Below are 18,813 nucleotides of genomic sequence, written 5' to 3'. Positions count from 1 at the left end.
GCACGCCACCCGGTTTCCGGTACGACGAAGCGACTGACGCGGATCGCGCGGAGCCGGCTCATCCGCCAAACGTTGCATGCGCATCGATACGTCGCTCCCGCCCGCAAGCGATAGCGTCCGGCTACCCGCGCGATTCGAACGCGATACGCACGGCCAGTGCGGCCAGCACGGTGCCCATCAACCACCGCTGCACGCGCGCCCAGACGGGCCGGCCCGCGAGAAACGCCGCGATCGAGCCGGCCATGCTCGCGATCAGCGCGTTGACGCTGACGCTCACCGCGATCTGCACGCAGCCGAGTGCCAGCGATTGCGCGAGCACGCTGCCGTGCCCCGGCGAAATGAACTGCGGCAGCAGCGACAGATACATCACCGCAATCTTCGGGTTCGCGAGATTGGTGACGAAGCCCATCGTGAAGAGCCGCGCGCCGCTGTCGTGCGGCAACTCCCGGACCTGAAACGCCGAGCGCCCGCCCGGCCTGAGCGCCTGCCACGCGAGATACGCCAGGTACAGCGCCCCGGCGAAACGCAGTGCGTCATACGCGTACGGCACGGTCAGCACCAGCGCGGTGATGCCGAACGCCGCGCTGAACATGTAGAACACGAACCCCAGCGCGACGCCACCGAGCGACACCAACCCCGCGCGGCGACCCTGGCAGATCGAGCGCGAAATCAGGTAGATCATGTTCGGGCCGGGCGTCAGGACCATCCCGAGCGACACGAGTCCGAAGGCAATCAGGGTGGGCATGGCCGGCACGGCGGTCTCCTTCGACGCAGTGAAATCAGGGCGAGGAACCACAATGTATTGCATGTCGACCACGGTCGGCATGAATAAACTGCAAGTGCCCCATGAACGCGCTTCATCGCCGCATCGCGCTGCCGATGCGCTACCTCGCTTTTTTCGTGCGCGCCTGAATGGCCTTGCCCGCCTTCGCGCGCTGCGCGTCGACCAGCTTCACGAACGCATCTGCGACCGCATTGCCGGACGTGTTCCACGACAGCCGCACGGACCGTTGCAATCCGGGCGACAGCTCCAGCACCCGGCCGCCGAACCGGGTGTAGGTGAGCGTGATGCGCGGGACGATCGACACGCCCATTCCCGCCTCCGCCATCGACAGGATGGTCCGCATCTCGACCACATTGAACGCGGCGCGAAGCGATGCACCGTTGCGCGCGAAGTAATCCTCGATGACGGGCCCGCAACCCGCCTTCGAGAAAATGAACGGCATCGTGGACAACCGTTTCGCGGACACGCTCTTGCGGCCGTCGAACGCGCCGTCCGCCGCCACGGCGACGAAATCCTCGTCGAGCAGCGGCAGATTGTTCGCGAAGGTTTTCGTTCCGGCGACCACGCCGACGTCGGCGGTGCCGTCGTCGAGCCATCCTTCGACCTCCGCGTCCGTGCCTTCGAGCAGTACCGCCGTCACGCCCTCATGCGCCGCCTTCAACGCCTCGAGCGCGGGTACGACGAATGCGAGCGACACGCTCGGCAGCGACGCGACCACCAGCCGCCCCTCGAGCTTGCCGCGCGACAGGCTGAACTGCTGGCGCAGTGTCTGCGCTTCGCGAACCACGTTCTGCACGTATGGCCACAGGCGTTCGCCCGCAGCGGTCAGGACGACCGGCTGGCGGTCGCGCAACAGCAGCTTGACCTCGGTGATGTCCTCCAGTTCGGTCAACGCGTGACTGATCGCGGATTGACTGCGGCTCAACCGCTCGGCCGCGGCCGTCAGCGACCCGAGTTCGACCACGGCCGCCAAGGCCTGCAACTGTGCAAGCGTCATCTCGCCTCCTTGTTTCGGTCCATGTATTTTTCACATGATAGAGCGATGCGTCATGAAAAGCGTTCAAGCACGCCAACGATATTCGACGGGCACGGTCACGCGCCCGGTGCCCCACACCGGGCTCGGGTAAGATGCAGGCTCGAACGGTGTCGAACGAGTCGCCCTGGCGCGCGCAGGCTTGCGCGGGCGCGTCGAAACCTGCCTGTCGAATCCCGATGGCGGACGACGCAACCATCGGCCGGTTCGCCCCAAAAACCCACAACGGCGTGCGCGGTCGCGTGCACCGGTACCGGAAGCCGTCGATCGGCTCGCCGCCCATGTCTCGACCTGTTTCCAATGACTCATCTCGATCTGACTGATGGTGTGTTGGTTTCCAGCCTGCACGGGCTTGCGCTGCTCGATCTGATCGGCATCGCGGTCGCGCTGTTGCTCGGCGGGATGGTCAAGGGAATCACGGGCATCGGCGTTCCGCTGGTCGCGATGCCGATCCTGAGCCAGTTCCTGCCGATCCGGCATGCAGTGCTGCTGCTGTCGATGCCGATCATCCTCGGCAACATCCCGCAGGCGCTCGAAGGCGGCGAGGTACTCGCAACCGCGCGCAAGATCGCCGCACCGATCGCAGGCACGGTCCTCGGCAACGTCGCCGGCGTCGCGATCCTCCTGTCTCTGAACGCGGGCCACGCACAGGCCGCGTCGGGCGCGCTGCTGATCGTCGCCGCGGCACTGATGTTGAGCGCGCCGAAGCTGAACCTGCCGGCGGCATGGCAAAAGCCGGTCGGGTTCGTGCTCGGATTCGGCGCCGCATTGATGGAGAGCATTGCGTCGGTGCCGGGGCCATTGCTGGCCACCTATCTGATTTCATCCGGGGCGACCGGCCGCGCGTTTACGAAGCAGATCGCGATCATCCTCGTGGTATCGATCGTCACGCTGATCACGACGTTCAGCGGCGCCGCGCACGCGAGCGCCGCCGACCTCGCGATTTCGGCGGCTGCCAGCGTGCCCGCCATCGCCGGCATGTGGCTCGTTCGCCCGCTGCGGGACAGGATGTCGCCGCGCGTGTTCCGGACCGTCGTCCTGCTGTTCGTGCTCGTGGCCGCATCGCAGATGATCTGGAAGTCGGGCGTCTTCCGGCACGCGGCAGCGCCCGCCGGGCAGATCGGCGGCCCGCACGCCAACGCGAAATGACGTCGGCCGCCCGCCGGCCGGGCACGGTCCGTTCCCCCTTCGGTCCGAATTCGCAAGACGCGTTAGACTGTTCGCATGGAACAATGCCGTTATTGCCAGAGAATCCGCGATGAATGGGATTGCCACGGGGACGAATGCCGCCGGGCAATCGCGAAGGCACTGCGCCGGCAGCGCGCGGGCCTGCCGATGGTGCCAGATCGCATCCGCAACGAGCTGCCGTCCGGCGCGCCGACCCAGCAGGTGATCGCCGTCCTGTCGCGGCAGCGGCTCCGCGCCCGCCGCGGCAACGAGGAACGCCGCGAGCGCAAGGAAATCGACGACGCCGACGGCGTCTGATCCGGCAACGCCCCCCGCCATGCCCGCCTGCCGGCGCTCGCCGTCGGGCGCCTGCCCGTGCGCGGCGCCTTGCCGGCACCCTCCGATATCGATCTGTCATTCCCGCAACACAAGACAGGGCCGGATCGACTTTTCCGTCCGGATTATTACCTCGGCCGCAACGATCTTTCGTCGGAATCCACGTTTACCCTTAAGCACCCGACGCCTACGATGTAATCAATCGCTTACGACATGGTGTCGCCGGCGAACCCAATAGAACATCGGAGGTCATCATGAAATCGCTCGTTTCCGCAGTCGTTGCAGCCGTCGCCCTGTCCGCTTCGTTCGGCGCATTCGCCCAAAGCACCGTGACCCGCGCACAAGTGCGCAACGAACTCGTCCAGCTCGAAAACGCCGGCTACAAGCCGAGCCAGTCGAGCCCGTATTACCCGGCCGACATCCAGGCCGCTCAAGCGCGCGTCCACGGCGCAGATGCCAGCGGCTACGGCGCGCAACCGGCCCCGGTCGTCCAGGGCGGCGCACCGGCAGCCAAGGTGCAGAACGCGCGCGACTCGGTCTACTTCGGCCATTGAGTCCGCCGCTGCGCGCGTCGCGCGCAGTCCGCCAAGATCCGGCGAGCCCGTCCCGTGACGGGCTCGTCGCGTTTACGCCGCACGCACGGCCTGCCCGCCGTCAACGGCCGCCCTCCGCCGCCATGCCGGCGCCCGCATCCGCTGCGATGCCCCCGCGCAACAACTCCTGGTAGCGCACGCACGCGCACTGCGCGGACGCCTTCGCCGCATACATCGCCGCGTCGGCCTTCACCAGCAGCTCCTCGGCCGACGCGCCATCGGCCGGATACTCGCTGACGCCGATGCTCGCGCCCACGGCCAGATGACGTTCGCCGAACTCCAGTTGCTCGGCCATCACGATCTGGATACGCGATGCGATATCGCCGATCACGTCGGGCGACCGCACGTCCGAAATCAGCACGATGAATTCGTCACCGCCGAGCCGCGCGGCCATGTCGCCGCTGCGCAGCACGAGGTTCAGCCGTTTCGCGACGGCGACGAGCGTGCGATCACCTGCCGCGTGTCCGTGCTGGTCGTTGATCTGCTTGAAGCGGTCGAGATCGACGAACATCACCGCCAGCCCCTCGCGCACCGCGGCCGCATGCCGGATCGCGGCCTCGAGGCGCTCCATGAACAACAGGCGGTTCGGCAGCCCGGTCAATGGATCGTGACCGGCGAGGTGCGTGAGCTCCAGTTGTTTCGCGCGCAGCATCGCGACCTGCGTGCGGATTTCCACGCGCATGCTGTCGAAACAGCGCGCCAGCACGCCGATCTCGTCGGCCCGCGCAATGGGCAGTCGTTCGGCGGCCGGATCGTCGAACACGTGGGTCGCCGCGCGCGCGAGCGTCTGCAACGGGCTCGTGATCGCACGCGCGAACAGGATCGCGAGAATCACCGCCGCCAGGCTCATCAGGAACACCATCCGGATGATCCGTCCGCCGAGAATCCCCGCGGGCGCCAGCACGTCCGTGAGCGGACGCGCCATGCCGAGCACGACGAAGCGGTTGCCCTCGTTGTTGCCGAACGGCGTGCGCACGAACGCGAACATCTGGCCCGGCACGTCGTCGGGCTGCGCGAGACCGTTGAGCGTCACATTCGTGCGCGCGCCGACGAACAGCAGACGCGTGCCGGGAAAACGATCCTGCATCAGCACGCGCCGGCCGCGGTCGAAGCCGAACGCCTGCGACGGGTCCGGATGCACGAGGAAGTCGCCCCACTCGTTCGCGAGAAACACCGCGTAGTCCTGCGGCAGGTCGCGCTCGAGCCGATCGAACATGCGCGACAGATCGACGTCGACGACCAGCGCGCCGACCACCGCACCGGCCGGGTCGACGACCGGCGTGCCCACGCGCAGGATCGGCAGCCCTTCGGCCGCATGCGCGCCGGTCTCGTGATTGACCACGATCGGCGACAGGTAGATATGACCGGGTGCCGTCGCGAGCGTACCGAATACGTAGGAAAACTGTCCTTTTTCCTGGAACGCACGCTCCGGCAGCACGACGATGCCACGCGCGTCGCGATCGACGCGAATCCGCTCGAGCCCGAAATCGCCGCGCGCGATCAGCCGGATCTGCAGGTACTCGGGGTGGTTCTTCATGAAGCTGTAATAGACGCGCTCGAGCCGCGAGCGCGGCGCGCGATCGGTGCCGCCACCGCTCGCGACGAGCGCGGCCGACGGCAATTGCGCGAGCACGAGTGCATCGTCGGCCACGTCGGCCAACGCGGTCGTGAAGCGCTGCGCGAGCAATTGCGTCGACATCAGCAGGCTGTGCTGGGCTTCCTGCACGAGCATCGTCCGGTTCGCGCGGTAGGTGTAGTAGCCGGTCGAGCCGGATGCGATCACGCCGATGCATGCGAACAGCACCGACAGCTTCGACGTGATCCCGAGCCTGATCATTTGTCGAACCGCTCCGGCCGATCACCCGATACGATGCGGCTCCACAGCGACTCGCGCCGCGTGATGTCCTCGACCGGCTGGATCCACACCAGATGCTGGTGGCCGGACTCGAGACCGGGCGGCGGCTCGAGTGTATTCGCGAGCCCCTGGCGTTTGGTCAGCAGCGCGCCGATCGCCGGTTCGAGCATGTAGTTGATCCAGGCGAACGCGAGCTCGGGCCGCTCCGCACCGCGCGTGACGCCCCAGCAGTCGAGCCACGCGAGTGCGCCCTCGTCCGGAATCACGTAGCCGACGTCCGCACCGGCGCGACGCAGTTGTTCGACCTGCTGCGTGCCGTAGTTGCCGAACATCAGCGCCGCGCGATGCTGGACGAACAGCGCGGTCGCCTCTTCAGGAAGCGTGTAATACGTGAGCAGGTTGCGTCGCAGATCGACCAGCTTGTGCGCGACGGCAAGCGTTTGCGCGGGCGACAGATGGAAGGGATCGCGATAGCCGAGCGCGAGTGCGGTGAACGAAAAATTATGCTGCGCGCTGTTGAAGTCGAGCACCTTCCCGCGATAACGCGGATTCCACAATTCCAGCATCGAGCGCGGCGCGGCCGGCACCTGCTTGCGATCGTAGATCAATCCCATCGACGAATACGTGAACGGAATCGCGTAGGTCGAGCCGTTGTGCAGGAGTCCACCGATCGTTGCGAGCTGCTGGAAATTCGGCAGTTGCCGCCGACGGTTGGGAACCTGGGACAGGTCGATCGGACTGAGCAGGCCGTCGCGCGCATAGCGCTGGATCTCCGCCGTGTTGGCCGCGAGTACGTCGTACGGTGGCGGCGACGCACTGTGCATGCGCGTCCACAATGCTTCGTCGGAATCGACGAACGTCACTTCGACGCGTACGTGGAATTGCGTCTCAAATGCATTGACGACATCGTTGTCCGCATAGCCGGGCCAAGCGAGGATACGCAGTACGCTGTCGTTGACGGCCTCGGGAGGAGCGGCACATGCCGGCAGGCATTGCAAGCCGAGCGTCAGGATGACAAGCGACCGGCACACGGCCCGGCGCGCATGCCGGCGCATGCCGATTCCCCTGATCAATCGGTCCTCGCCCGAGTTCCCCGTATGCATTCGACTGTCCTTTGTCGAGTCGATGCGTGAGCTTGAAACAAGACCACAAAAAATATCGCCGCGCAATTGGAAGATGCCGCACGCACGCCGCGTGCGGCTTCATTCGAAACGCGTGATGCGTGTCCGCGTTCGACCGCATGTCAGCATGCGCGCGTACGAAGAATCGTCTGGGGAAAGACATGACTCGGCGTGTGCGGGTTGCGGTCGCAGCTACGTCAACACGTCAACACGCTGCATGCACTGCGCACGCCTTCGACTCGTTCAGCACGATCGCGCGACGCAGGTCGCACGTTGCATGATGTCGCCATCATCCGCACGCACGTGCGTCGCACCGTCGCATGCGCATCGGCACCACGCCGCGTGAACGCCTTGAGCACCGCGATCACGCGCGACCATCGCCACGAACGCGCGAACAGCCTAGGCCCTCACTCTTTTCTTTTCGGGCCGCCCGTCGGACAATGGCCGGCCCCGCCGGCACGGCGCCGCACCGGCCCGCGCGCGGCGCACGCCTGCTCCATCCGCGCCGATGAAACGCTACGAAGCCCTCGCCCATACGATCGCCGACGAAATCCGCAACGGCAACCTCGCGGCCGGCACGCGCCTGCCGTCGCTGCGCCAGATCATCGCGCAGCATGGCGTGAGCCAGTCGACGGTGTTTCGCGCGTACTACCTGCTCGAACAGTGGGGGCTGATCCGCGCGCGCGAACGCTCCGGCTATTACGTCGCGCCGGGTGCGGGCGCGGCGGCGAACCCGCCTGCGCAACGCCGCGCGCGCCGCACCGGCGCCACGCGCAAGGTCGACATCAGCGATCTCGTGTTCTCGGTGCTCGACGCCGCGACGCAACCCGGCATCGTGCCGCTCGGCTCCGCGTTTCCCGCGCCGCAACTGTTTCCACTGCCGCGCCTCGCGAAATCGCTCGCGCAGGCGACGCGCGTCGTCAGCCCGTGGAGCACGGTCGTCGATCTGCCGCCCGGCAACGAGGCGCTGCGCCAGCAGATCGCGCGGCGCTATCTGGCAACCGGCGTCGCGCAACCCGTCGACGAGATCGTCGTCACGAACGGCGCGCTGGAAGCGCTGAACCTGTGCCTGATGGCGGTCACGCGGCCCGGCGACGTCGTCGCGGTCGAGTCGCCCGGCTTCTATGCGGCGCTGCAGGCGATCGAGCGGCTCGACCTGCGTGCGGTCGAGATTCCGGTCGATCCGCGCACGGGCCTCGATCTCGATGCGCTCGCGAACGCGCTAGACCGGCACGACATCCGCGCGTGCTGGTTCATGACCAATTTCCAGAATCCGACCGGTGTCACGCTGTCGCTCGACAAGAAGCGCGCGCTCGTGGAAATGCTGGCCGCGCGCGAGGTGCCGCTGATCGAGGACGACGTGTATGGCGAGCTGCATTTCGGCCCTGACTACCCGCTGCCCGCGCGCGCCTTCGACCGCAATGGCCTCGTGATGCACTGCAGCTCGTTCTCGAAGACCCTCGCGCCCGGCTACCGGATCGGCTGGGCCGCCGCCGGCCGGTTCGCGGAGAAGGTGCAGCGGCTCAAGCTGATGACCACGCTGTCGGCCAGCATTCCCGCGCAAGCCGGCATCGCGAACTATCTGGAGCACGGCGGCTACGATCGCCATCTGCGCAAGCTGCGCGGCGCATTGCAGACGCAGCTCGCCCGCATGGACGACGCGTTGCGGCGCTGGTTGCCGGACGGCGTCGAGTGGGTGCGGCCGGACGGCGGGTATTTTCTGTGGCTGTCGTTTCCCGATGCGATCGATGCGATGGAACTGCACCGCCAGGCGATCGCGCGCGGCATCAGCTTCGCGCCGGGGCCGCTGTTCTCGGCCGCGCACGGCTTCGAGCGCTGCGTGCGCGTGAACTTCGGCCATCCGTGGAACCGCGACATCGAACGCGCGATCCGCGTGCTCGGTGAACTCGTCGCCGAACCGGCGGTGCGCAAGGCCGGGTGAACCGCACGCAAACACGCTGCTGCAGTGCAGCCGATGCACATACGGGTTACATTGCACGTCCCTTCGCCCCGTCTCGCCATCCCATGAGCGCATTGCCCTACCTCGATCACGCCGCACTGCTGACGCTCGCCGCCGAAGCCGACGGCGTCACGCAACCGTGCATCTGCACGAAGACATCGCTTGCCGGCTGGACGAGCCTGCCGCTGTCGCTGCAAGATACGCAGCTCGTCGAAGTGGCGACGCTCGCGCCGCCCGACGACCCCGAACCGCGCTACGACGAATTCCACCCGGCCGGCACGCGCTACGGGTCGGACGACGCACCGATCGCACCGCGCCACTTTCCGTACAACCGCTGCAACGTCAGCCGCTGCGTGTCGTGCGGCCGGCTGTTCCTGCGCTACCAGGAAGGCGGCGGCTACTTCATCGACCAGCGCATCCGCACGCTCGATCCGGCGTTGATCGTCGACGCGCAAGCCTGAACCCGACGCGGGCATGCGCAACGCATGCCCGAGCGCCGCCGGCGCATCGCCGATCTGCTGCGCCCTTTTCGTGCCGAACTGCTGCTTGTCCCGCCGCCGCGCGTTCCCTACGCTGTCTCCGGTTGCCCGACACCCGTCGCAACGTCCCCTCCCGAGCGGCGCGCCCCTGCGCCGCCGCTCCTCTCGCGTATCACGTCATGTACCGATATACCGATTTCGACCGGGCGCTCGTGCGCAGCCGCGCCGCCCAGTTCCGCGACCAGCTCGAACGCTGGCAGCACGGCACGCTGAGCGAGGATGCGTTCCGGCCGTTGCGCCTGCAGAACGGCTGGTACGTTCAACGCCATGCGCCGATGCTGCGCGTGGCCGTGCCGTACGGCGAACTGTCGAGCGCGCAGCTTCGCGTGCTTGCCCGGATCGCGCGCGATTACGACGTGCCGGACGACGTCACCTATCGCGCCGCCTGCGACGCGCAGGCGCTGCTCGGCACGCTGCGCCTGCCGACGCGCAACGCGCACTTCACGACCCGCACCAACGTGCAGTTCAACTGGATTCCGCTCGCGAAGGCGGCCGACGTGATGGACCTGCTCGCGACCGTCGACATGCACGGGATCCAGACGAGCGGTAATTGCATCCGCAACATTTCATGCGACGAGCGCGCGGGCGTCGCACCGGACGAAATTGCGGATCCGCGTCCGTTCGCCGAGGTGATGCGCCAGTGGACGACACTGCATCCGGAATTCGCGTTCTTGCCGCGCAAGTTCAAGATCGCGATCACCGGCGCGGCCGAGGACCGCGCGGCGACCGACTGGCACGACGTCGGGCTGAAGCTCGTGCGCAGCGACGCGGGCGAACTCGGCTTTCGCGTAAGCGTCGGCGGCGGCATGGGCCGCACGCCGACGATCGCGACGGTGCTGCGCGCGTTTCTCCCGTGGCAACACGTGATGAACTACATCGAGGCGATCGTGCGCGTCTACAATCGCTACGGCCGGCGCGACAACAAGTACAAGGCGCGCATCAAGATTCTCGTGAAAAGCGAGGGCCAGCGCTATGTCGACGACGTCGAGGAAGAGTTTCGCCAGATCGTCGAGCATGACGGCGGCCCGCATACGATTCCGCAGGCCGAATTCGACCGCATCTCGGCATCCTTCGTGCCGCCGCGCGTCGCGCCGCGCGCGCTCGACCTGAAGGATGTCGAAACGCGCACGGCCGCGCACGCCACTCGTCATCCGGCCTTCGCGCGCTGGCTCGCGCGCAATGTCGCGTTGCACCGCGACCCGGCACTGAGGATCGTCACGCTGTCGTTCAAGCGTCGCCTGCAGGCGCCCGGCGACGCATCGCCAGAACAGCTCGATGCGCTCGCCGCACTCGCGGACCGCTTCTCGTGCGGCGAGGCGCGCGTCACGCATGCGCAGAACGTGGTACTGCCGTGGGTGCACGTCGACGACCTCTTCCTGCTGTGGGAACACGCGCGCGCGACCGGTCTCGCCAGCGCGAACGTCGGACTCCTGACCGACATGATCGCGTGCCCCGGCGGCGATTTCTGCGCGCTCGCGAACGCGCGCTCGATCCCGATCGCCGATGCGATCGCCGAACGATTCCAGGATCTCGACATGCTGCACGATATCGGCGACATCGACCTGCATATCAGCGGCTGCATCAACTCGTGCGGCCACCATCACAGTGGGCACATCGGCATCCTCGGCGTCGACAAGGACGGCGCCGAGTGGTACCAGGTGACGCTCGGCGGCTCGGACGGCTCCACCGCGAGCGGCCCCGCCCGGCCGGGCAAGGTGATCGGCCCGTCGTTCTCCGCGGACGAGATCGTCGATGTCGTCGACGCGCTCGTCAACGTCTATCTCGACGCACGGCTCGACGCCGACGGCCGCGCCGAACGATTCATCGACACGGTGCGCCGCATCGGCGCCGAGCCGTTCAAGGCTGCGGCGAACGACGCACGTCACCACGCGGAGCATGCATGAACCCGACCGACGAAAAAGCGAACAACGGCGCGAACGCACGCATCCGGTTGCTGACACCGGCCGAACACGCCGACGACGCCAACTCGCAGGACCCGGCGACGCTCGCGACGCTGGCGATCGGCAACGACGAGGAACTGGCGCCGCTCGCCGTCCGGATCGCGCAGGCCGCGCGCATCGACCTGCACTTCCCGTCCTTCACCGACGGCCGCGCGTACAGCCAGGCGTATCTGCTGCGCAGGCGCTTCGGCTTCACCGGCGACCTGCGCGCGACGGGCGACGTGCTGATCGACCAGCTGCTGCTGATGGCGCGCACCGGGTTTTCGAGCGCGGTGCTCGCCGCCGATGCCGATCTCGCGGCCGCGCACCGTCAGCTTGACCGCTTCCCCGGCTTCTACCAGCGCGACGCGAGCACGCCGTCGCGGCGACAGGACGCGGCGCTGCCGACGGAACAATGAAAAACGGGCGGCCAACAGGCCGCCCGTCCGATGAACCACGAAGCCGCGCCCGCCGCGAAGCGGGCGCCGGCGTTCAGCGCGCCGCCACCGGCTTGCCGAACGCGCCGAGGATCTTCTTCTCGAGCGCGATGTAGTCGTGGCCGAAGTGGTGGTCGCCGCCCGTCTTGATCACGTCGGCCCCGGTGTTCGCGAGTGCCGGACACATCGTGTCCTTCTCTTCGGCGCCGTAGAAGCACTGCACGAGCCGCGGCGGCACCTTCGCGATTTCCGGCGCGACCTTCATCGCCTTGTCGCTCGCCGGCATGCCGAGCCAGCCCGTCACGCGGATCTGGAAGTCCGCCGCCGGCGCGAAGCCGAGCAGCGACATCACCGCGACCTTGTCGCGCAGGTCGGCCGGCAGCCGGTTGTACGCGAACGGCATCACGTCCGCGCCGAACGAGTAGCCGACCAGTGCCACGCGGCTCGCATGCCAGCGCGCCATGTACGTGCGCATCACGCGCGCCAGATCGCGGCTCACCTGTGCGGGCGGCTTCTCGCTCCAGAAGTAGCGCAGGCTGTCGATGCCGACCACGGACACGCCGTCGCGCTGCAGCGCCTCGGCAATCGTCTTGTCGAGATCGCGCCAGCCGCCGTCGCCGGAGATCACGATCGCGAGGCGGTCGCTGCCGCCCTTGGCCGGCAATTCGACGAGCGGCAGGTCCGACACGTCGAGCTCGTCGCTGCTGCTGGTGTCGTGCAGGTGCGACGTGACGAGCGACACGAGCTTCGCGGTATCGCCGGCCGCGGCCGTTTCGACGAAGCCCGGCATCGCGCGGCGCACGATCGTCGGATCGGGCGGGCACGGCTTGAAGCGCGCATCGAGCTTCGCCGCCGGCGCGACCGACACGACGCCGGCAATCGTGTTCTCCGGCGCCATCGACAGGATCTGCTTCGCGATCGCGCCGCCCTGGCCCACGCCCGCGACGATCGGCGTGTAATAGCGCGCCGATTGCGCGAGGCGTTCGAGCTGGTGGCTCACCGCCTCGGCGTCGCCGTCGAGGTGGTGACAGGTTTCCTGCTTCGCGGCGAGGTTCGCCGCGTAGCGTTCCGAATCCACGCCGACCGTCATCGCGCCCGCTTTCGCGAGTGCGTCCGCCGCCTGCTGGTCGGCGGCGCCCCAGCCTCGCTCGCGCGAGAACAGCACGACGAAACCGCGCAGCGGGCCGCTCGGCTTCGTCACGGTCACGGGGCCGTAGCGGCCGCCCGACACGGTTTCCGTTTGCGCTGCCGGCTGCGCGGCAAACGCGGCGCCGGCCAGCATCATTCCCGCCCAGGCGATTGCCGCCTGCGCGATACCCTTTCTCAACATCATGAACGCCGACCTCCAGCCAGCAGGGACAGATCCGCGAGCGTGACGAACACGCCGACCGAGCCCGAGGCCGCGAGATAACGCGGCTCCCAGTGTGGCTCGAACTTGCTCTTGAATGCACGCAAGCCGCGGAAGTTGTAGAAGCGGCCGCCGAAGCGCCAGACCATCAGCCCGAACCGGTGCCACGGCGACGGCATCTTCGCCGCCCCCATCCCCGAGAACGGCGCGATACCCAGGCTCAGCTTGCGGAACCCCGCTTCCTTCAGATGCAGCGCGAGCTGCGTAAACAGATACTCCATCGCATACGGCGACGCGTCCGGCAGATGGCGCATCACGCCGACCGTCGCCTCGGTGTTGAGGTCGGTCGTCATGAACGTGACGAACGCGATCGGCTTGTCGGCCTGGCGCACGAGCATCACCGACTGCGTCGCGAGATAACCTTCGTGGAACGCGGCCACCGAGAAGCTCTTCTCGCGCGCGTCGCGGCTGTCGAGCCAGCCGTCGGAGATGTCGCGCAGCGCCGGCAGCGCGGCCGGCACGTCGCACGGCGCGATCACCTCGACCGACAGCGCATCCTTGTCGCCGCGGCGCAGCGCATAGCGCAGGTGCGACCGGTTCGAACCCTTCAGGTCGAACCGGTCGAGCGCGATGTGCGCTTCCTCGCCGAGCTTCATCAGCGTGAGCCCCGCGTCGAGATACAACGGCAGCGCGTTCGCGCGCACCTGGTAGAACGCCGCGCGCCCGCTGTGCGCGTGCGCGAGCGCGATGAACTTGCTGATCAGCGCCGGCCATTCCTCGCGCGGCCCGACGGGGTCGTGCAGCGCGGCCCACGTGCGGCCGTTCTTCGCGTACATCAGGAACGCGCGGCGCGATTCGGAAAACAGGAACGACTTGTCGCCCATCAACGCGAGGCCCGCATCGCTGCATTCCTGCGCGCGAATGATCTGCTCCGCGTCGAGCAGGTCCTGCTCGGCGGGCTTCACGAAACGCCCGGGCGCCGGCCGCAGCAGCTGCCAGAGCGCGAACATCGCGACGAACACGCCGGCCGCGAGCGTCGCGCGCAGCGCGCGCGGCGCGCGTGCGTCGAACGAGAAATGCGACCACAGATCGCGCGTATAAGGCACGTCGCGGAACGCGAAACACAGCACCCACACGGCGAGGATCAGCACCATCGTCACCGACACGAACCAGCTCACCGTGAAGCGCTCGGCGAGCAGCGACGAATGCCGGTTGAAGCGGCGGCGGCTGACGAGCAGCAGCACCAGCAGCGTGCCGAGCACGCCGGCCTCGACGAACGCGAGCCCCTTCGCCAGCGACAGCGCAAGGCTCGCGAGCGTCAGCGCGAAGGTCATCCACCATGCGCCGTCGAGCCGGCGCAGCAGGCCGCGCGCGACGAACAGCAACGCGACGCCCAGCACGCTGCAGATCACCTGCGAGCCTTCGAGCACCCACAGCGGCACGATGTTGCGCAGGATCGCGATCCGGTGCCAGAACGCGGGCGTCGCGCTCGAGATCACCAGCATCCCGCCGACCGCGAACGTCACGAGGCTCAGGAACAGCGGCGCCAGGTGCGACACCCGCGCGGCCTGCCGCGACACGAGCCGGCGGCGCAGCGCGCGGCCTTCGAACCCGGCCAGCAGGCCGGCCGACAGCACGAGCGGCACGCCGAAGTAGATCGCGCGATACGCGATCAGCGCGGCGACCATCGCGTGCGCGGGCACTTCGCGGCCCAGCGTGAAGACCATCGCCGCCTCGAACACGCCGATCCCGCCCGGCGTATGGCCGATCATCCCGAGCAGCAGCGCGGCCGCATACACGGTGATGAAGGTCGGGAAACCGACCGGCGCGGCCGGCAGCAGTACCCACAGCGTCAGGCCGGCGGCCACGACGTCGAGCACCGCGTAGACGACCTGCGCGACCAGGTCGCGGCGCGCCGGCACGTCGAACGCGAGCCATTTGAAGCGTGTGACGACCGGGCGCGCGGCGTTGCCGCACATCATCGTCATCGCGGCCAGCACGACGAGCAGCGCGGCGCCGCTCCACGTGAGCACGCCCGGCGCGACATGCAGCATCGCGGCGAGCGTCTGCGGCACGCAGACCATGCCGACCGCCGTCATCAACACCAGCGCGAGCGCGAGCGTGCCGCTCGTGAATACCGTCATGCGGCCGATCTGCGCGGGCGTGACGCCCGATGCGCCGTACACGCGCGCGCGCACGGCGCCGCCCGTCAGCGCGCCGAAGCCGGTCGCGTTGCCGAGCGCGGAGCCGGCGATCGCGCCGATCCACAACGCGACGCGCGGCACCTTCGCGGCGACATAGCGCAGGCCGACCGCGTCGCGCGCGACGAGCGCGAGATAGCTCAGGGCGGTGGCGGCCAGCGACGCGCCCCATTCCTTGACGGACATGTGACGCAACTGGCGGATCACCGACCGGTAGTCGACGGATTCCGACAGGTGCTGGAAAACCACGATCAGCAGCAGGCCGATGCCGAGCGCAAGCAGCGGCGACAGCACGCGCTCGTTGCGGATCAGCGCCCGGACACGGGCGATCACCGCCGCGGCGCGGCCGGGCGAACCAGAGTTGCGGGAAGACATAGGTTGTTCAGTGGTGGTGCATAGCGAGTCACGGCGCGGGTTGGCCCGGCGGCGACATATCGGGTTGTTCTGCGTGGGCGGTCCGCCGGAGATGGACGCAGGCGGCGCCTGGATCAGAACTTACGAGTATACGGAATTTATATTACAGAATCTTTCAACTTCGGATTGTGCGGTTTTGTGGCGCGCGGCACGCGCCTACGTCGCATCAGGATCGTGCGTCCGGCGAACGCAAGGTGCGCATCATACCGGGAACCGGCCGCGATTTTTCATCGGATGAATGACTTGTGATGCATTTGGGAGAAATTCTCCGGCCCGGCTGGACGAGCGAGGGCAAAACCGCGACCGTGCGCGGGTTTCAGGGAACGCGGGTGGACGGTCGCGCCGCCCGTTCGTCACTTCGCGCGCTCGTGCGACGCGAGCCCGATCGCCTTGTAGTCGTAAGTCGGATAGAACTCGGTCCGGTACGCGCCCCACGCGGTGTCCTCCAGCACGCGATTGACCTCCCGCACCCGCGACGCCGGCAAGCGCAGCACGACGATCTGGCCGATTCCCATTGCCACCGTCCAGCTCACCACTTCAACGCCCGGCGGCGGAAACGCCTTGTAGAACCCCTGTCTCTCGAGCTGCGCGTTCAGTTCGGCGAGCGGGCGCGACTGGTCGTGCTTCAGGAAGACGGTCAGCAGCACCGCGTTGTCGGGCGTCGCGGCGGCCGTGCCGGCCGGCACCGTCGACGTCTGCGCGACGGCCGGCGCGCCGAAGAATGCGGTAGCGGCCAGCGATGCGACGATCGCAAGGGTTCGAAGCGGGTAATTCCGGTGTGCCGTCATGACGCGACTCCGTGGCTGCGTGGATGAAGCCGCCATCATGCGCCGTCCCGCGCATCGCTGCAGCGAGCCCCGCTAGTGGATGCCGGCCCGCTCGCGCAGCACGTCGATGAACGCCCGCAACTTCGCCGGCACGTGCTTGCGATTCACGTAATAGAGCCACATCGGCGGCAGCGTCCGGCACGCACCGGGCAACACCTCGACGAGCGAGCCGTCGCGCAAGTCCGCGTCGATGCGCTCGCGCATGAACGCGAACGCGATGCCGACGCCCTCGCGCGCGGCATCGATCACCGCATCCGCATCGTTCGTGACGAGCACGCCTTCCGGATCGAGATCGACGTCGCGGCGCCCGTCGTGCAGCAGCCACTTGTGCAGGCGCCCGCTCTCCGAAAACCGGAAACGGATGCACGCGTGCCGCTCCAGCTCGGCGATCGACGCGGGCGTGCCGTGCCGCGCGAGGTAACCGGGCGATGCAACCAGCGCGCAGGTGAGCGCGGGCGCGATGCGCACGCCGATCATGCCCGGCTGCAGCCGGTCGGCGAGACGAATCCCCGCGTCGAAGCCGTCCTTCGCGATATCGATCAGCTCGTTCTCGTAGCGAATCTCGAGCCGCACCTTCGGATAGCGCGCCCGGAACGCGGCAAGCACCGGTGCAATCACGAGGGTGCGTGCCAGCGGCAGCGCGGTGATGCGCAACAGCCCACCCGGCTCGCTGCGCACCTCCTTCAGCGCGTCGCGCGCGTGCATGACCTGCCGGTACGCGGGCTCCGTCTGCTGCAGGTAATGCCGGCCGGCTTCCGTCAGGCTCACGCCGCGCGTGCTGCGATTGAACAGTTTCACGTTCAGCTCGCCCTCGAGCTGCCCGATCGCGAGACTGACGGCGGCGGGTGTCAGGCCGAGCGCGGCGGCCGCGCGCGTGAAGTTGCCGGCCGTCGCGACGGTCATGAACACGTGCAGCCCGGCCATCGGATCGCGTCTGCTCATCATTAAAAAAACTTGAAACTCCTTCGAGCGGAATACGGATTCTCCCATATACCCGAACCGCCTACACTGGCCCGGCCGTCCCTCACTGGAGCATCGAATGGATCCGCACTGCCCCGCCCTGCCGCTCGCGGCCGCCCGCCTGACGATCGAAACCGCGCTCGCGCAGGCCGCGTCACTGCAGGTCGCCGGCGTATCGATCGCGATCGTCGACGCCGGCGCGAACCTGCTTGCGTTCGTCCGCACCGACGACTGCTTTCTCGGCGCGATCGACCTCGCGCAGCGCAAGGCGCTGACGGCGATCCGCTTCCGCGCATCGACCGCCGCGCTCGGCGCGATGTCCGGCGCCGGTCCGCTGCGCGGGATCGAGCACAGCCACGGCGGGCTCGTCACGTTCGGCGGCGGCGAGCCGCTGGTCGACGCCAGCGGTCGCTGCGTCGGCGCGATCGGCGTATCGGGCGGCAGCGTCGAGCAGGACGACGCGATCGCCCGGCATTGCCGCGATCGCTTTCACGCAACCTTTCCCACCTCGAGGTAAGCACATGGCACAGAAACGCATTCTCATCACCGGCGCGGGCACCGGCTTCGGCCGCGAAGTCGCGCTGCGGCTCGCGCAACACGGTCACGCGGTCACGGCCGGTGTCCGCACGACCGCCGAGATCGACGCGCTCACGGACGCCGCCGCGCAGCGCGGCGCGTCGTTGCGCGCGGTGAAGCTCGACGTCACGTCGGCCTACGATCGCGCCCGTGCGGCCGAATTCGACGTCGACGTGCTCGTGAACAACGCGGGCGTCGGCGAAGCCGGCGCGCTGGTCGACCTGCCGGTCGAGATCGTGCGCGAGCTCTTCGACGTCAACGTGTTCGGGCCGCTCGAACTCACGCAGCAAATTGCGCGCGGCATGCTCGCGCGCGGGCACGGCAAGATCGTGTTCGTGTCCTCGATCGCGGGGCTGATCACGGGGCCGTTCACGGGCGCCTACTGCGCGTCGAAGCATGCGGTCGAATCGGTCGCCGAGGCAATGCACGCGGAACTGGCGCCGCACGGCATCCGCGTCGCGGTCGTGAATCCGGGGCCGTACAGCACCGGCTTCAACGACCGGATGATGGAAACGCCGCGACGCTGGCGCGATCCGGCCGTCCACACCGTGACGCCGGAGCGGCTGACCTTCCCGCTCGAGCAGCACGATCCGGAGGAAATGATCGCGAAGATGGTCGACGTGATCGAGCGCGACGGCGGCGCGTTCCGCAACCTGCTGCCGCAGTCGTCGGAAGCGCTCGTGCGCGCCGAGCAGGCGCGCGCATGGGAGCGGCAGCAGTAA

Annotated in this window: 17 protein-coding genes; 9 read left to right on the top strand and 8 right to left on the bottom strand. The window is 68.0% G+C overall.

Features of this window, described 5'->3' with window-relative positions; all coding sequences use genetic code 11:
* Positions 1-121 precede the first annotated feature (121 nt).
* Positions 122-754 carry a LysE family translocator gene (locus HW466_RS01860; RefSeq protein WP_059545498.1) on the bottom strand — a complete coding sequence of 211 codons (633 nt, stop codon included), beginning with the start codon at positions 752-754 and terminating at the stop codon, positions 122-124.
* A gap of 130 nt (positions 755-884) precedes the next feature.
* Positions 885-1,781 carry a LysR family transcriptional regulator gene (locus tag HW466_RS01855; RefSeq protein ID WP_151004969.1) on the bottom strand — a complete coding sequence of 299 codons (897 nt, stop codon included), beginning with the start codon at positions 1,779-1,781 and terminating at the stop codon, positions 885-887.
* A 336-nt stretch (positions 1,782-2,117) separates the two neighbouring features.
* Here HW466_RS01855 and HW466_RS01850 point away from each other — a divergent pair, with 336 nt between their 5' ends.
* From HW466_RS01850 to HW466_RS01840, 3 genes are all read left to right on the top strand, one after another.
* Positions 2,118-2,966 (top strand): sulfite exporter TauE/SafE family protein, encoded by an 849-nt coding sequence (locus HW466_RS01850; RefSeq protein ID WP_151004971.1) that lies wholly within the window; start codon positions 2,118-2,120, stop codon positions 2,964-2,966.
* 75 nt (positions 2,967-3,041) lie between these two features.
* Positions 3,042-3,302, top strand: a complete 261-nt coding sequence (locus HW466_RS01845; RefSeq protein WP_006760082.1) for a hypothetical protein — start codon at positions 3,042-3,044, stop codon at positions 3,300-3,302.
* A 272-nt stretch (positions 3,303-3,574) separates the two neighbouring features.
* Complete coding sequence (locus HW466_RS01840; protein WP_059451231.1) at positions 3,575-3,874, top strand: DUF4148 domain-containing protein; 300 nt, start codon at positions 3,575-3,577, stop codon at positions 3,872-3,874.
* Positions 3,875-3,974: 100 nt separating this feature from the next.
* On the opposite strand, the gene HW466_RS01835 is transcribed toward HW466_RS01840, so the two are convergent.
* On the bottom strand, positions 3,975-5,750 hold the full coding sequence (locus HW466_RS01835) for a GGDEF domain-containing protein (RefSeq protein ID WP_151004973.1): 1,776 nt from the start codon (positions 5,748-5,750) through the stop codon (positions 3,975-3,977).
* Positions 5,747-6,871 carry an extracellular solute-binding protein gene (locus tag HW466_RS01830; RefSeq protein WP_151004975.1) on the bottom strand — a complete coding sequence of 375 codons (1,125 nt, stop codon included), beginning with the start codon at positions 6,869-6,871 and terminating at the stop codon, positions 5,747-5,749. The genes HW466_RS01835 and HW466_RS01830 overlap by 4 nt, the downstream gene beginning before the upstream one ends.
* 526 nt (positions 6,872-7,397) lie before the next feature.
* Between HW466_RS01830 and HW466_RS01825 the strand changes: the two genes are divergently transcribed.
* The 4 genes from HW466_RS01825 (at position 7,398) to HW466_RS01810 (ending at position 11,747) form a co-directional block, all read left to right on the top strand.
* Positions 7,398-8,831 carry an aminotransferase-like domain-containing protein gene (locus HW466_RS01825; RefSeq protein ID WP_174905360.1) on the top strand — a complete coding sequence of 478 codons (1,434 nt, stop codon included), beginning with the start codon at positions 7,398-7,400 and terminating at the stop codon, positions 8,829-8,831.
* A gap of 83 nt (positions 8,832-8,914) precedes the next feature.
* Positions 8,915-9,310 carry a hypothetical protein gene (locus HW466_RS01820; protein WP_151005641.1) on the top strand — a complete coding sequence of 132 codons (396 nt, stop codon included), beginning with the start codon at positions 8,915-8,917 and terminating at the stop codon, positions 9,308-9,310.
* Between the two features lie 197 nt (positions 9,311-9,507).
* Positions 9,508-11,292: a nitrite/sulfite reductase gene (locus tag HW466_RS01815; RefSeq protein ID WP_151005643.1), complete on the top strand. Its 1,785-nt coding sequence runs from the start codon at positions 9,508-9,510 to the stop codon at positions 11,290-11,292.
* The gene (locus HW466_RS01810; RefSeq protein WP_151005645.1) at positions 11,289-11,747 is read left to right on the top strand and encodes a DUF934 domain-containing protein; all 459 of its coding nucleotides are present in this window, start codon (positions 11,289-11,291) and stop codon (positions 11,745-11,747) included. The genes HW466_RS01815 and HW466_RS01810 overlap by 4 nt, the downstream gene beginning before the upstream one ends.
* 73 nt (positions 11,748-11,820) lie before the next feature.
* On the opposite strand, the gene HW466_RS01805 is transcribed toward HW466_RS01810, so the two are convergent.
* The 4 genes from HW466_RS01805 to HW466_RS01790 form a co-directional block, all read right to left on the bottom strand.
* Complete coding sequence (locus HW466_RS01805) at positions 11,821-13,098, bottom strand: virulence factor family protein (RefSeq protein ID WP_151005647.1); 1,278 nt, start codon at positions 13,096-13,098, stop codon at positions 11,821-11,823.
* Positions 13,095-15,689 carry a bifunctional lysylphosphatidylglycerol flippase/synthetase MprF gene (gene mprF / locus HW466_RS01800; protein ID WP_059451223.1) on the bottom strand — a complete coding sequence of 865 codons (2,595 nt, stop codon included), beginning with the start codon at positions 15,687-15,689 and terminating at the stop codon, positions 13,095-13,097. Before mprF ends, HW466_RS01805 begins: the two co-directional genes overlap by 4 nt.
* A gap of 392 nt (positions 15,690-16,081) precedes the next feature.
* Positions 16,082-16,516, bottom strand: coding sequence for a hypothetical protein (locus tag HW466_RS01795; protein ID WP_151006171.1), 435 nt, complete (start codon positions 16,514-16,516; stop codon positions 16,082-16,084).
* Between the two features lie 72 nt (positions 16,517-16,588).
* Positions 16,589-17,497, bottom strand: coding sequence for a LysR family transcriptional regulator (locus HW466_RS01790; RefSeq protein WP_081070814.1), 909 nt, complete (start codon positions 17,495-17,497; stop codon positions 16,589-16,591).
* A 97-nt stretch (positions 17,498-17,594) separates the two neighbouring features.
* Here HW466_RS01790 and HW466_RS01785 point away from each other — a divergent pair, with 97 nt between their 5' ends.
* Positions 17,595-18,032, top strand: a complete 438-nt coding sequence (locus HW466_RS01785) for a GlcG/HbpS family heme-binding protein (protein WP_151006170.1) — start codon at positions 17,595-17,597, stop codon at positions 18,030-18,032.
* Between the two features lie 4 nt (positions 18,033-18,036).
* Positions 18,037-18,813 carry an SDR family oxidoreductase gene (locus HW466_RS01780; RefSeq protein ID WP_059868310.1) on the top strand — a complete coding sequence of 259 codons (777 nt, stop codon included), beginning with the start codon at positions 18,037-18,039 and terminating at the stop codon, positions 18,811-18,813.

This window comes from Burkholderia territorii (assembly GCF_902833055.1).
Lineage (GTDB): Bacteria > Pseudomonadota > Gammaproteobacteria > Burkholderiales > Burkholderiaceae > Burkholderia > Burkholderia territorii.
This window is presented reverse-complemented; position numbering and strand designations above follow the sequence as displayed.

Excerpts from the sequence above, each read along its gene's own strand:
- HW466_RS01785 (WP_151006170.1), top strand. The coding sequence starts at position 17,595 with ATGGATCCGCACTGCCCCGCCCTGCCGCTCGCGGCCGCCCGCCTGACG.
- HW466_RS01805 (WP_151005647.1), bottom strand. The coding sequence starts at position 13,098 with ATGATGTTGAGAAAGGGTATCGCGCAGGCGGCAATCGCCTGGGCGGGA.
- HW466_RS01795 (WP_151006171.1), bottom strand. The coding sequence starts at position 16,516 with ATGACGGCACACCGGAATTACCCGCTTCGAACCCTTGCGATCGTCGCA.
- mprF (WP_059451223.1), bottom strand. The coding sequence starts at position 15,689 with ATGTCTTCCCGCAACTCTGGTTCGCCCGGCCGCGCCGCGGCGGTGATC.
- HW466_RS01780 (WP_059868310.1), top strand. The coding sequence starts at position 18,037 with ATGGCACAGAAACGCATTCTCATCACCGGCGCGGGCACCGGCTTCGGC.
- HW466_RS01820 (WP_151005641.1), top strand. The coding sequence starts at position 8,915 with ATGAGCGCATTGCCCTACCTCGATCACGCCGCACTGCTGACGCTCGCC.
- HW466_RS01810 (WP_151005645.1), top strand. The coding sequence starts at position 11,289 with ATGAACCCGACCGACGAAAAAGCGAACAACGGCGCGAACGCACGCATC.
- HW466_RS01855 (WP_151004969.1), bottom strand. The coding sequence starts at position 1,781 with ATGACGCTTGCACAGTTGCAGGCCTTGGCGGCCGTGGTCGAACTCGGG.
- HW466_RS01815 (WP_151005643.1), top strand. The coding sequence starts at position 9,508 with ATGTACCGATATACCGATTTCGACCGGGCGCTCGTGCGCAGCCGCGCC.
- HW466_RS01830 (WP_151004975.1), bottom strand. The coding sequence starts at position 6,871 with ATGCATACGGGGAACTCGGGCGAGGACCGATTGATCAGGGGAATCGGC.
- HW466_RS01825 (WP_174905360.1), top strand. The coding sequence starts at position 7,398 with ATGAAACGCTACGAAGCCCTCGCCCATACGATCGCCGACGAAATCCGC.
- HW466_RS01850 (WP_151004971.1), top strand. The coding sequence starts at position 2,118 with ATGACTCATCTCGATCTGACTGATGGTGTGTTGGTTTCCAGCCTGCAC.
- HW466_RS01840 (WP_059451231.1), top strand. The coding sequence starts at position 3,575 with ATGAAATCGCTCGTTTCCGCAGTCGTTGCAGCCGTCGCCCTGTCCGCT.
- HW466_RS01845 (WP_006760082.1), top strand. The coding sequence starts at position 3,042 with ATGGAACAATGCCGTTATTGCCAGAGAATCCGCGATGAATGGGATTGC.
- HW466_RS01835 (WP_151004973.1), bottom strand. The coding sequence starts at position 5,750 with ATGATCAGGCTCGGGATCACGTCGAAGCTGTCGGTGCTGTTCGCATGC.
- HW466_RS01790 (WP_081070814.1), bottom strand. The coding sequence starts at position 17,497 with ATGAGCAGACGCGATCCGATGGCCGGGCTGCACGTGTTCATGACCGTC.